Raw genomic sequence first — 13,692 nt, forward strand, 5'->3', positions numbered from 1 at the left:
CTTTTTAATCATTTGAATCACCCACATAAATTTAATAATTTAAGTATAACATAAAAGACCTAGAAAATTGTCTCCTGACAATTTTCTAGGTCTAATTTGCTAAAAGGGACTTTTTCAGTGCCCTCGCGACTTTCTTCAGTGATTTTTTTGCGCATCTGCCTTTTCTGAACGTATGTGAAGAATCTTACAGGCGATATATTCTTCTTTTTTATTCTTTGACTTATACTATATATTAAGTCTGTTCGCATATTTATCCACAGATATAATTTACATATAATTTTCTAAAGAATAAAGAATCCACAGATTTGCATTTATTTAATCGCAGGTCTGTGGATTTTTTAACTTAATATGTGGACATTTCTTATTTATATCCTTTTTCTTTATCTAAAGCTTCATCTTTAATTTCACTTCTAAATGAATTTAGTGCTTCTTCTCTTCTATCATTCTTTTCCTTTAAGTCCTGTTTTGTCTTTTCATCATCTGTGATTTCAATCATATCATTAGCTTTATGGATATTATCTAAAGTATCGTTAATGTGTTGTTGAATTTTATCAACATTATCTCTTCTATCATCTGGATTAACTTTCATAATCAAACATCTCCTTCACTGAATTAAATTAGTGTTTTTTTCTACTTTATTATGTGTTGGAGCATGTTTATTATACGTGAGAATAGTTTCAGTATATAGCTATTATTTCATCAATAATGTCTATAAGTTCAACTAAACTCTATGAAAGTGTAGACTTATAATAAAATATTTTTTGTTATATTCCTGCTCTATTCTTACTATTTTTATATCTTATTAATCTTAATACTAGATACGCTCCAAAAACTAAAGTGTAAGAGATATTTTTAGGCCAATCTGGATGTTTAGCCTTCATTAATATAAACATAACATGCACATACGCTAAAAGATAGAATAAATACGCCCATGTTTGAAGCTTCTTCCATACTTTAGGTTTCATAGCTTTTCTTATTTTCTTAAATGAAGTAATAAATAGTGGAATCATCAATAGGAATGCTATAATTCCTACTATCGAAATTGCTAAAGAGATTATTTTAACATTTTGTCCACTTATTAGTTTTGGTACAGTGTTTATTATAAAACTTACTAGATATACAATTCCATGAGAAAGCATTAAAATAGAAGCTATTATTGCAAGCTCCGCTCTTATACTCATAAGTTTTCGAGTTAATTTAAGCTTAGGACTCAATGCACCTGCATACATAACTAAAATAAAAAATGCTATTGCGATGATTCCTCTGGCAGACGCTCTTTCAAGTTGGTTTACAACACCTGTTAACTTTACTTTTGAAAACATCCTATAAAGTTCAAACCCTATAGTACTGCCTGTTATTAAAGTTGCTATACAATAATAAATCTTAGGATTCTTTTTTATATTTGATGAGAGGACTAAAGAAAATATTGTTACTGCAATTAATGAATAAATAAATATCATATGTGCTTCTCCTTTGTTAAGTTTTTATCGATAATGAATTTCATTTACATGTTAAATTAATTTTCATCCACTGTCAATAAAAATCTTTATTTCCAGCGAGCATATAGCTCTACCATAAAATATACTTACATCATATGAGAAAAACTTCTAAGATCATTGAAATATATGAGTTCTATTTAATTTGCTGCATCAATTAATCATCTAAAGTGTAATTACTTTAATATTCTTATGAAAAAATTTATTCTACTGCAATAATTTCTTGGCTTATGTTCAGAAAAGATGATGTGCAAAAAGACTCACTGAAGAAGAAATATTTTAACTTTATATAAAAACATTTTTATTATTTTCCTAGGGTTGTCCGTTTTTTTGTATGAATATTTACCAACATTTAATTAATATATAACCATATAAAGAAAAAATATAATGTAAGTCTAGGACCTGAGAAAATAAAAGACTATTACAAGACAGAATAAATTCCATCAAATAATAGCCTTAAGCATCATAACTAATCTATATTTATTTAATCAATTCATCGTAGTTGTTCTTAATAATTTTAAACACTATATCTTGAAAATCTAAGTCTTGACCTAGATACTTAAAATCTTTTGTTGTAGCTTTTATCAAGAATATTATATTTTCAGAATCTATTTTGGGTATATGACTTTATATATTTAACCAATTCTTCAACTTTAGCAAAAGATTTATCATGAACCGCACTGTTTCTTTCAAGAATAAATATCTTAAGCTTTCTATCAATTGCAGCTTTAATCTTTTCTTCAGTTCCACCTTCTACTCCACTATCTTTTAGAACTATTGCTTTAGCATCATATTCATCTATAAAGGCAAGATTTAGCTGGTAGCTTATAGGGCCTTTTATAGCAATCACATCTTCTGTTTTCACACCAAGTTCGTAGCATTTTTCCATGACCTTAGTTGATGGAAGAACTCTATGTATAATTCTATTATTAAGATTCATATCCATGAACTTGCCAATGTTATTGCTTCCGGTTGTATTTAGTATGGTTCCGTTAACCTCAAGTAACTTAGTATGAAGTTCATCGTAGCTTCCAACGCCTATTATATCTTCTCTGTAGTTTTCTGCAATCGATGGTCTCTCATATCTTATATATTCTATTTTAAGCTCTTTGCAAACCTTGATAGCATTCTCTGTTACCACTTGAGCATATGGATGAGAAGCATCTACAAGTATAGTAGATTTGTTATCAATTAAGAATTGCTTCAAGTCCTCAGCATCTAACGGTTTAGTATTTAATATCTTGTATCTATAATCCTTTAGTAGCTCTCCACCATAATTTGTGGCCGTAGTAACAGCAATATCCTCTGTAAATTCATTAAGCAAAGAAAGAATCTTCTTTCCTTCAGAGGTTCCAAGTATCAAAGTTATCATAACTTATATCCTCTTGGAGTTACAAAGTATCCATCTTTAATATAGCTTTGGCTGTTTCCTATAATAACTATTGAAAGCATATCTGCCTTCTCATAATCAAAAGTATCTAAAGTTGATACAGTAACCTCTTGTCCATCTCTTAAAGCATTCTTAACAAGTGCCACTGGAGTATCTCCTGTCCTATATTCTCTTATTGAATCTAAATTTTCTTTTAGATATTCTGATCTACCTTTACTTCTAGGATTATATAGAGATATAACAAAATCTCCTTCTGCAGCTAGTTTTACTCTTTTTTTAATAAGTTCATATGGAGTCATAAGGTCACTTAAACTAATATTGCAAGAATCATGCATAAGTGGCGCTCCAACTATGGAACCAGCTGCCGATGATGCAGTTATTCCTGGAATAACCTCAACTTCTTCATCTTTTCTAAGTTCAAGAATTAAACCAGCCATTCCATATATGCCTGAATCTCCAGTGCTAATTACTGCAACTGTACTATCTTTACATAATCTCAAGGCTTCTTTGCATCTTTCTTCTTCACCCATCATACCTGTTGAAAATACCTTCTTACCATCTAATAAGGGTTTGATAAATTCTATGTATCTAGTATATCCAACTACTATTTCACTTTCCTCTATGGCTTCCTTAGCTCTTATTGACATATGCTCAATACCGCCAGGTCCTATTCCAATAACATATAATTTTCCCATTATACTTCCTCCACTCCTATACATAAAGTCATTCCATCGATACTTAGTTTTTCTGTTATCAGTGTGCCTCCAAAAATTTCTACAGAAGGCTCACAAACTGCTCTAACACCTATGGTTTTTTCTACAAAATCACTACCTTTGTATCTATGCTGTATTTTTTCAATTTCTTTTAATGATGCTATCTTGAAATCAGCTTCTAAGTATTCTGTGAGCTTCTTTATAGCCTCTTCATTCTTTTTCACTTCAACTGTAGCTACAGTTTTTACAGCACTTTTATGAAAACCAAATTCCTTAAGCTTTCCTATAACAATTTCTCTCATCTTATCAACTGAATAGTCTTTTCTACAACCTATACCTAAAATGATATTTTTTCTTATAAGGCATAAAGTATTATCTTTATTTAAATATTTTTCTTTATTAGTAACTATAACAGTTGCTAATTTTTCATTATTATTATTTATAGTATTTTCATGATAACATGTGTTTTCTAAGTTTTTAGTATCACAGTTTTGCTTATCATAAGCTTCGTCAATATATCCCTCTGGTGTAGGTATTTTTTTCTCTTCATCAATAAAAAACACTTTTTCGCCTGCAACTAAAAGGGCGGCTATCTCTTTAGCCTTTTTTAAATCATCTATTACTAAGTTATTATTTTTAGCAATCATATCTGGAGCAATAAGGCCCATATTATCAGTTGCTGTTGTGATTATAGGCTCAGCTTTTATTAGCTTTGCTATTTCCATGCTAAGCTCATTTGCTCCGCCTAAATGTCCACTTAGAAGACTTATTACATACTTACCTAACACATCAATAACAAGCACTGCTGGGTCTTTATCCTTTGATTTAATATAAGGTGCAATAGCTCTTACTGCAATTCCAGTGGAAGTAAAGAAAATCAAAGCATCATATTTTTGCTTTTTAAAGATTTCACCAACTACTTCACTTATATTAAACGGTTCATTATGATTTTTATTAAACAAATCTAGCGAAATATATTTATTTATATTTTCGTAGAGTTTTTTTCCTTGGCTATTAATACAAATTGCTGCTACCTTCATTTATTACTTTATTCCTTCTCTGAACATATGAGTAAAGCTCTTATCATAAAGCTTACTCTTTTCATATTCGCAATCTATAAAATCTCCAACTAGTATCTGGGCGCACTTAGTTATTTTTGCAGCTTTAATCTTTTCTGCTATATCATCAAGAGTTCCATATATAACTCTTTCATCTTCCCAAGTAGCTCTTTCAACTACAGCAATTGGAACATTTCTTCCATATCCCTTTCTTAGCTTACCTACTACCTTGTCAATCATGCTGATAGAAAGAAATATAGCCATGGATGCTCCAATTCTAGCTAAAGCTTCTAAGTCCTCAGTTTCAGGTACTGGAGTTCTTCCTTCAACTCTTGTAAGGATTACAGTTTGCGTAACACTTGGAAGAGTAAACTCACTTTTTATTGAAGCTGCCGCTGCTGTAAAGGAACTAACCCCTGGAACAACTTCGTAATTTATTCCTAAGGTTTTAAGTTCATCCATCTGCTCTTTTATAGCTCCGTAGATTGAAGGATCTCCAGTATGTAATCTAACTACTTCCTTACCTTCAGCTTCACTTTTTTTCATAACTTCTATAACCTCATCTAAATTCATTGAGGCTGAATTGTAGATCTTTGCTTCTTCTTTGCAAAACTTTATATGCTCTTCGCTAACCAAAGAGCCCGCATATATTACTACATCTGCTCTTGATAATATATCTCTACCTTTTACAGTTATTAAATCAACATCTCCTGGCCCTGCACCAATAAAGTGAACCATTTATTTATTCCTCCTATAGCTTTAATATATCTATTCCTTAAAACCTGCATGTTTCCTATAAATTTTTCTATCTATGAGCAATAATTAAAGCCATATACTCTCTATTTCTTATTATATCAGCTCTATCTCTTATAACCTCTTGTCCTTCTCTTCCTGCTTTCTTTATATACACATAGTTGAAGCCTTTTTCTTCTAAAATATCAATTATTTTTTCCTCTTGTTTATATACTTTCATAAGTACAACATTTTTCTCATCTGTTATCTTATCTATCTGATTACCTGGAAGTATTAAAAGTGGTTCATCCCCTATTACAAGTGGTTCCTTAGCAAGACTTGCACATGCACAGAAGGAAGTTATTCCAGGAACAGTTTCTGTCTCATAACCATGCTCTTCTATATGCTTCAATAAATATATATAAGTGCTATATATGAATGGATCACCAATGGTTAAAAATGCTACATTCTTTCCTTCTTTGAGCTTCTCTTCAACTGCCTTAAAAGCTTCAAATATCTTAGCCTCTTGTTCTTCTCCTCCCATTGGAAAATGTTTTACCAACACTTCAGTGCCTTCTTTTATATAGTCCTCTGCAATCTCTAAGGCTATGCTCTTTCCTCCAGCCATTCCACTAGGAACAACTACAACTTCACAGCTTTCAATAACCTTAACTGCTTTTATGGTGATAAGCTCCTTATCTCCCGGTCCAACGCCAACTCCATATAACTTTGCCATAACTTCCTCCTAATCAATTAACTGCCGTTTTTTTAATTACTATATTATTAATTAAATCTCTCAATTAAGCACTACCACTTTACTTCTTTGTGGCAGTGATTATGAAAATAGGATTATTAGCCGTAAGCATGAGACTCTTCCCTTTTGCTTTACTTACTGCAAGCTGAGTACAATCTATTTCGTAACCTAACTCTCTAAGACAATTTACAGCCGTATATAAATTATCTATAGTTATAAAATTTAATACCATATTTCTATTAGCCTTTAATTTATTTCCATATACCTTTATTATATCCTGAAGGTTTCCACCACTTCCGCCTATAAATATCCCATCATATAGACCTTCAACTAAGTGTTCTACCTCAAGTGCCTCTCCACTTATGATCTGCATATTTTCAGCATTAAACTTTTCTTTATTTTTATGTAAAAGCTCTAGTGCCTCTTCATCTTTTTCTATGGAAATTACTTTTCCCTTTGTTACAGCCCTACTCATCTGAACAGACACTGAGCCTGTTCCAGCACCTATATCTAGCAAAGCATATTCTTCTTCAATTGCTAGCTTAGCTATACTGACTATCCTTACCTCTTCTTTAGTCATAGGGCAGTTGCCTCTTATGAATTCATCATCTTTAATATAAATCATTTTCTATCACCACCACTGATAGCTCGTCAAAAGCTTTATTCATCAATTCTTCTGGACTTCCACTTGAAATCACTTCATCCGCGTAAGATAAATTTTCTCCTACATAAACCATCGCTATTATATTCTCTTTATATAATCTTCTACATAGGCTATTCGGACTATTATTTTTATCTGTAAGCCATATAGATAGTTTGTTTTTCTTTACCTCTTCTAAAAAGCTCTCTTCTCTTCCATGAAGACTTCCTAGATGACTGTTTTGCCAAGACTTATTTAATTTGGCCATTAGGTATTGAAAAGAACTTATTCCAGGAATAACTTGCATTTCATCTTCATATTTTGCTCTTATATAATTTGAAATCCCATAAAAACCTGGATCACCAGAAGCAATAACTGAAATTTTCTTATGTTTATTTAAGTTTGCAATACTTATTATTTCTTGTAAACTATTAACGGTTATTATCTCAGTCTTAATATGTTCTATGCTTTCTATTGCTCTAGAAAAACCTAAGATTAGATCTGAAGTTTCAAGTATTTCTGTAGCCTTTGGAAGTATGTACTCCTTACTTCCTGGTCCTATACCTACTATATATAACATAAAAAATCACATCACTTCCTGCTATCGTAAAGCACTCCACTATCCATAGCATACATTATAGCTTCAACTTCCAGTTTATTATAAGTAAATATATTTATTCTATTTATTATCTTCTCTCCAATATTTTTGTACAATTGATCATATCCGTCTCCAAGAAGCTTAACTGCACCTTCTGTAGTTTTTTCTTCATACACCTTTTTAATCAGTTCAGTACTTTCTCCCATCAGTGCTAGTTCAAGTGCCATGACCTCAAGTCTAACATCACACACTCTACTATGTGTATTAAAGCAGCCTGCAGCTATCTTGCATATCTTACCTATGTGACCTACTACGGTAACTTTTTTGATTTCTTTTTCCATGCAATAGTTTAGAGCATCTCCCACATAGTTGGACATTACAACAAATTTACTACTGTCTAAACCTAGACTTTCAGCCTTATCTTCACCCATATTACCAAATAGAAGAACAAGTTCATCATGTCCATTTGCAACCTTTTGATTTATCTCAAGCTTTATAGACTCCCTTAAGGCTTCTTCTGACATAGGGGTAACTATTCCTGTGGTTCCTAAGATTGAGATTCCCCCAATTATATTGAGTCTAGGATTAAAAGTTTTTTTCGCAACCTCTTCTCCCTTTGGAACAAATATTGTTATTTCTATTCCTTTCCCAATAGGCAAAACTTCCTTAACCTCTTTTTCAATCATAGTTCTTGGAACTGGATTTATGGCTGGTTCACCCTTTTTGACATATAAGCCTTCTCCCATTACTACTCCTACACCTTTACCACCTTTTAAACTATATCCTTCTTCTTTTTTTGTAGCTCTAGCCCAAATCTCCAGACCATGAGTAACATCCGGATCATCACCGCCATCCTTTAGTACGCAACACTCAACATAATCCTTACCTCTTACTATCTTTTCTATAGGAAGCAATAGAACTATCCCTTTGGGCGTATCTATTTTTATCTCACTTATATCTTTCTCTTCATATAACATCTTTGTAGCTGCCTTAGCTGCTCCAGCAGCACAAGATCCAGTGGTATACCCACATCTAAGCCTCTTTCCATCGCAGTTAACATATAAATCTAACATTTTAGCCTCTATTCACTACTAGATACATCAACGCATTTACGATAGCAGCTGCAACGGTACTTCCACCTTTTCTACCTCTTATAGTTATCATAGGCAGTGGTAGCTTTTCAGCCTCTTCCTTAGACTCAGCTGCACCTACAAAACCTATTGGTGCTCCTATAATAAACTTAGCATTAGCTTTGCCTTCTTCTATAAGTTCTTTAAGTCTATATAATGCTGTTGGTGCATTTCCAAAAACAAAAAACTCTACTCCTTCTTCCACAGCCTTTTCTACTGCTGCCATTGAGCGAGTGATTCCTCTTTCCTTTGCTATTTGAGCTACATCTTCTCTATCTACGAAACACTCAACCTTGCAATTAAGATCACTTAAAGCTTTTTTATTTATACCTGATAAAGCCATCTTAGTATCTGTATACACTGTAACTCCGCTTTTTAAAAGCTTTAACGCTTCATCTATAGCATTTTCTCTTATATATAATAAATCTTTATATTCAAAATCTGCTGTAGTATGTATAACTCTTTTTACTATACTAAGCTCTCTTTCATTAAAACTGTGCTCTCCTAGCTCTTCACCAATTATTTCAAAACTTCTCTTTTCTATATCCATTGGGATTTTTATATATTCCATGTTCTCTCTCCTATTTGTTTTAGAGTATTATAGTTTCTAATATTATTATTAAAATTTAGGTATCTTTAAGTTTAAATACTGAATTTAATTATAGATGCACCATTTACACACAAAATGTATTTATAAAATTAAGCTCCTATTCTAAATTTATATCCACTAAACTACTAAACATTTCAATGTTTCCAAAGAAATGTACGTGAGCATAAGCTGCAAGGGTATTATTCTTGTAATAGCCACACTCCCACTGTTTTATTGAGTTATCAAAAGTAGTCTTTGAAACCTTATATATCGTCTTTTCATTGGACTCTATCTTTGATCTATGAAATTCATGACAGTTAATCTTACTTCCACTTTTAAGAATACTATTTTCCTCAGAAACTTCTAACTCAGAATAGCCAAAATTTTGTAGCCTACTAGTAAGCATAGCTTTTCCTTTAAAAAAGCCTACTGAATCAATCCCTTCTATTTGTTCCATGAGATACATGAGACCGCCGCATTCACCATAACATCTTAAACCTTTATTTAGCTGAGTATTAATGGATTTTAGCATAGATTTATTATCACTTAATTCCTTTATAAATACCTCTGGGTAGCCTCCTCCAAGATAGAGAAAGTCAATATCTTTAGGTAACTCTTTATCTTTAAGTGGGCTAAAATACACTACTTCTCCAATCTGTTCTAACAGTTCTAAATTTTCCTTATAATAAAAGCTAAACGCTTTATCATATGCAACAGCTGATCTTATCTTCTTATTAGGTAAGTTAAAATCATCTCCATATATTTCAGTATTATAAAAACAACCCATAAGTGCTTCTACATCCACATAAGCTTGTATTAGGTCGGAACATATATCAATTTTTTCATCTAAATCATTTATTTCACTGCTTTGTACCAGTCCTAAATGCCTACTTTTCAAAACTAATCTTTCATCTTTTGGAAGGTAGCCAAATACCTTTACACCGCAGTTTTTCTCAATTGCAAGCTTTAGAAGTTTATAATAACTATCACTTATATTATTTAGCACCACACCAGCTATATTAACTTTCCCAAAGCTTTGTAGCCCTAATATTTCTGCACATAGAGTTGCCACTTGAGCTTTAGGCGAGAGTACAAGTACTATAGGTATGTTCAGAACTTCCGCCAAATGTGCTGTAGAGTATTCATAGGTTATTCCCTTGCCATCATATAGTCCCATGACTCCTTCGATTATTCCATACTCCCCGACTCCTCTTGAAAAACTTGCCTTAACACCTTTATCTCCCATGAGGAAAAGATCTAGATTTCTGGAGGAAGATTTGGTTATATGGGAATGAAAGGCTGGATCTATATAGTCTGGTCCAGCTTTATAACCTTGCACCTTTAACCCTTTACGTTTTAATAAATTAAGAAGGCCTAGAGTAAAGGTGGTCTTACCTCCTCCGCTAGAATTTGAGGATATAATTATACTTTTCATAACTTGTATCCTCCTATAATTTCTTTTCTAATCCTACTATTTCGTATATCTTATCCATGTCTAAAGACTCTCTAACGATATCTGCTAACTTATCAAGTTCACTTTCTCTTAAGCTTTCATAATTGTTTGCTTTTTTATAGGGTAATCCTTTTTTCTCTCTTAATTTATTAATAACAAACTCTCTAAATGAGCATCCATCAAAAATACCGTGTATATATGTGCCCATTATATTGCCATTAGTATTTATTGCTCCATCTTTATAAATTACTTGTTTTTCTAAGGACTGACCATTTCTCTCTACTATTTCGAATAGTGGATCTGCTTCTATTCCATAGCTACTTGTTCCCATATGAATCTCATAACCATATACTTGTTCTAACTTGTTACAATCATTATTAGATGTCTTATGTTTTCTAAAAAGTTCAGCTATTACATTTGCCTTAACTCTTGTAGTAACCTTTTCCTTTTCAAACACAGTTTCTATGTCTAAAAGCCCCATGCCCTTTATCTCTTTAAGCTCTGTTTCAACCTCATATGGATCCTCTATATTTTCCCCAAGCATCTGATATCCACCGCAAATTCCAATAATCATACCATCCTTTGAATAAGTTATAATCTTATCCTCTAAGCCATTTTCTCTTAAGGCTTTTAGATCTTCTATGGTATTTTTACTGCCTGGTATTATTAGAAGATCTGGTGTTCCGAACTCCTCTATAGAAGTTATAAATCTTACAGATACACCTTCTTCATTTTTTAAAGCATCAAGGTCTGTAAAGTTTGATATTCTAGGAAGCTTTATCACTGCCACATCTATAGGTGCAGTTACCTTCTTATTAAAATCTACAGCTCCGTCTTCATCTTCTAATTTTAGTCTAAAATAAGGAACAACTCCAAGGGTAGGTTTATCTATTATCTCCTCTAACATATTAAGTCCAGGTTCAAGTATCTTAACATCACCTCTGAACTTATTTATAATCGTCCCTTTAACTCTTTTTTTCTCATCTTCCTTAAGTAAAAGCATAGTTCCAGCTAATGCAGCAAATACTCCACCCTTATCTATATCTCCAACTAAAACCACTGGTGCATCTACAAGTTCTGCCATCCCCATATTTACTATATCTTTATCTCTTAGGTTAATCTCTGCAGGGCTCCCCGCACCTTCCATAACAACTATGTCAAAGTCTTCTTCTAACTTATCAAAATGTTTTTTTAGCATATCCTTAAAGCCAGATTTCATATTATGGTATTCCATAGCAGTATAGTTGCCAAACACTTTCCCATTAACTATAACTTGAGATTTTTTATCTGAAGTTGGCTTAAGTAAAATAGGATTCATATATACTTCTGGTTCTAAGCCGCAAGCATAAGCTTGTAGAACTTGAGCTCTACCCATCTCTTTTCCATCTAAGGTTATATAAGAATTTAAGGACATATTTTGTGATTTAAACGGTACTACCCTAAAGCCATCTTGTTTAAATATCCTACATAACGCAGCTACTAAAATACTTTTACCAACCGAGGATGCAGTACCTTGTATCATGATTTTAGCCAATTTAGTCACCCCTTAAAAATTGCTAGCCATTCCTTTTTTATTTTTCCCAATACCTATGTATTTTTCACTTATAGCATCTTCTAAATGCTCAAGGTATAGATTTTGTATATTAATATTCTCACCCAAACCATGCATATACACATCAACTTCAAAGCCTTCTGTTTGAAGTATCTTTTTCCATGAATCTTCTTCATCTCCAGCCATATCATTTACGGCATGATCACCAGCTACTAGTAAAAGCGGCATTAAAGTAACTTTGTTTATATGATTTTTTCTGAGATTCTTTATAACGTGATCCAAGGTTGGATACCCATCTATAGTTCCTATAAATACCTTGTCAAAATCATTATCCCAAAATACAGTTTGTAGACAGCTATAGGTTGAATTTGCAGGATGATGTGTACCGTGCCCCATAAAAACAACGGCTTCATCTCTTAGGACTTGGTTTTCTAATGCATTTACCATCAAAGTATAATCATCTGGTATATCCTCTTCTTCTCCTTTAAAATATAAAAGAGGTCTTCCAAGCTTTATGCTTTTAAAATCATTATCCTTTGAAAAACTTTCTATTACATTTCTTATATAGTCATATTCTAAACCTGGTATTAGATGAAGAGGCTGAACTATTATTTCATCAAAACCTTCTTCTTTAAGCTTTTTTAACGCCTCTTCAGGCGTATCTACATGCATGCCATACTTACTGGCAAGTTTTTTTATTACTCCATGAGCTGTGAAAGCCCTTCTTATTTCATATTCATTATATTTTTCTTCTATTAATTTCTCTATCTTTTCTATGGTTAGCTTTCTTGTATTCTCATAAGTAGTTCCAAAGCTAACTACTAGTATTGCTTTCTTACTAATACCTTTATTTTTTGCTAGATCATTCATTGGATTTCCCCCTAAAACTATGTTTCTTTATCTATTCAGCTGGTTTATTAATATTAAAAACAAAAAAAGATAATACTCTTCCTCAAAAGAATACTATCTTCATAAAAAACGTATATAGAAATTCTGCGTATAAACTATACCAGTAACATATAGTATAATCCTGCTCACAATAAGCATTTATTAACGCATATTAATTCTGTATAAACTATCGATAAAAATAGTACTTTCCCTCCGAAAGACTTACTTTTCCTAAACTTAGGCAGGTCTCCTGGCTCGTGCTTCTTTCTCACCTTAACCTTCCCCTTTTTTCATTAGCTTAAAGTTCTTACCTAAATTTTAATCTTAGGTCATAACCTTACCTATACATAAGAGTGGTATTTAAAGGTTCGTCTTCACTTACAGTAGCGGGGGCTGCTGCGGACTTTAACCGCATTCCCTTTTCACCTTTCTAAGAATGCTTACTTGAAAGGCACCTAAATCTGTTATTAACTTGTCAAAATTAGCTTACATTTATATAAGATGTTTGTCAATAACTATAAATCTACAATAAAAATTCGCCGAATCGACTTTCTGCCGTAAATTTTTTCGCACTGCATTTTCTGAACTTAAGTGAAAAGATTCTGTCGCCACAGGTAAAAATCCACAGCCAAAAACTACATAGGCTGTGGATTATGTGGAACAGTTTTATATTGAATTTATACTATATTTGCATTATTA

14 protein-coding genes and 1 riboswitch are annotated in these 13,692 nt (G+C 32.3%); all 14 genes read right to left on the bottom strand.

Annotated elements, in window-relative coordinates:
* Nucleotides 1–361: 361 nt before the first annotated feature.
* The 14 genes from tlp to JHL18_RS17400 all read right to left on the bottom strand — a co-directional run bounded on the left by tlp (nucleotide 362) and on the right by JHL18_RS17400 (nucleotide 12,975).
* Entirely contained in the window at nucleotides 362–589 is a 228-nt protein-coding gene (gene tlp, locus JHL18_RS17335) for a small acid-soluble spore protein Tlp (RefSeq protein ID WP_200271551.1), read from the bottom strand.
* Nucleotides 590–764: 175 nt separating this feature from the next.
* Nucleotides 765–1,460 (bottom strand): ferric reductase-like transmembrane domain-containing protein, encoded by a 696-nt coding sequence (locus JHL18_RS17340; protein ID WP_200271553.1) that lies wholly within the window; start codon nucleotides 1,458–1,460, stop codon nucleotides 765–767.
* A gap of 637 nt (nucleotides 1,461–2,097) precedes the next feature.
* Entirely contained in the window at nucleotides 2,098–2,868 is a 771-nt protein-coding gene (locus tag JHL18_RS17345; protein WP_200271555.1) for a cobalt-precorrin-6A reductase, read from the bottom strand.
* The gene (cobJ, locus tag JHL18_RS17350; protein WP_200271557.1) at nucleotides 2,865–3,581 is read right to left on the bottom strand and encodes a precorrin-3B C(17)-methyltransferase; all 717 of its coding nucleotides are present in this window, start codon (nucleotides 3,579–3,581) and stop codon (nucleotides 2,865–2,867) included. The genes JHL18_RS17345 and cobJ overlap by 4 nt, the downstream gene beginning before the upstream one ends.
* Complete coding sequence (gene cbiG, locus JHL18_RS17355) at nucleotides 3,581–4,639, bottom strand: cobalt-precorrin 5A hydrolase (protein ID WP_200271559.1); 1,059 nt, start codon at nucleotides 4,637–4,639, stop codon at nucleotides 3,581–3,583. The genes cobJ and cbiG overlap by 1 nt, the downstream gene beginning before the upstream one ends.
* A 3-nt stretch (nucleotides 4,640–4,642) precedes the next feature.
* A complete protein-coding gene (gene cobM, locus JHL18_RS17360; protein WP_200271561.1) occupies nucleotides 4,643–5,395 on the bottom strand; it encodes a precorrin-4 C(11)-methyltransferase in 753 nt (250 codons plus the stop codon).
* A gap of 67 nt (nucleotides 5,396–5,462) precedes the next feature.
* Nucleotides 5,463–6,125: a cobalt-factor II C(20)-methyltransferase gene (locus JHL18_RS17365; RefSeq protein WP_200271563.1), complete on the bottom strand. Its 663-nt coding sequence runs from the start codon at nucleotides 6,123–6,125 to the stop codon at nucleotides 5,463–5,465.
* A 79-nt stretch (nucleotides 6,126–6,204) separates the two neighbouring features.
* Nucleotides 6,205–6,768: a precorrin-6Y C5,15-methyltransferase (decarboxylating) subunit CbiT gene (gene cbiT, locus JHL18_RS17370; protein ID WP_200271565.1), complete on the bottom strand. Its 564-nt coding sequence runs from the start codon at nucleotides 6,766–6,768 to the stop codon at nucleotides 6,205–6,207.
* A complete protein-coding gene (gene cbiE / locus JHL18_RS17375; protein WP_200271567.1) occupies nucleotides 6,755–7,363 on the bottom strand; it encodes a precorrin-6y C5,15-methyltransferase (decarboxylating) subunit CbiE in 609 nt (202 codons plus the stop codon). The genes cbiT and cbiE overlap by 14 nt, the downstream gene beginning before the upstream one ends.
* A gap of 11 nt (nucleotides 7,364–7,374) precedes the next feature.
* On the bottom strand, nucleotides 7,375–8,454 hold the full coding sequence (gene cbiD, locus JHL18_RS17380; protein WP_200271569.1) for a cobalt-precorrin-5B (C(1))-methyltransferase CbiD: 1,080 nt from the start codon (nucleotides 8,452–8,454) through the stop codon (nucleotides 7,375–7,377).
* 1 nt (nucleotide 8,455) lies between these two features.
* Nucleotides 8,456–9,082 carry a precorrin-8X methylmutase gene (locus JHL18_RS17385; RefSeq protein ID WP_200271571.1) on the bottom strand — a complete coding sequence of 209 codons (627 nt, stop codon included), beginning with the start codon at nucleotides 9,080–9,082 and terminating at the stop codon, nucleotides 8,456–8,458.
* A gap of 136 nt (nucleotides 9,083–9,218) precedes the next feature.
* Nucleotides 9,219–10,535 (bottom strand): cobyrinic acid a,c-diamide synthase CobB, encoded by a 1,317-nt coding sequence (locus JHL18_RS17390; protein ID WP_200271573.1) that lies wholly within the window; start codon nucleotides 10,533–10,535, stop codon nucleotides 9,219–9,221.
* A 13-nt stretch (nucleotides 10,536–10,548) separates the two neighbouring features.
* Entirely contained in the window at nucleotides 10,549–12,087 is a 1,539-nt protein-coding gene (locus JHL18_RS17395; protein ID WP_200271575.1) for a cobyric acid synthase, read from the bottom strand.
* 12 nt (nucleotides 12,088–12,099) lie between these two features.
* A complete protein-coding gene (locus JHL18_RS17400; protein WP_200271577.1) occupies nucleotides 12,100–12,975 on the bottom strand; it encodes a sirohydrochlorin cobaltochelatase in 876 nt (291 codons plus the stop codon).
* Nucleotides 12,976–13,216: 241 nt separating this feature from the next.
* Nucleotides 13,217–13,467, bottom strand: a riboswitch (cobalamin riboswitch).
* Nucleotides 13,468–13,692: the final 225 nt, after the last annotated feature.

The sequence above is a fragment of the Clostridium yunnanense genome (genome assembly GCF_016595795.1).
Taxonomy (GTDB): Bacteria; Bacillota; Clostridia; order Clostridiales; family Clostridiaceae; genus Clostridium_AR; species Clostridium_AR yunnanense.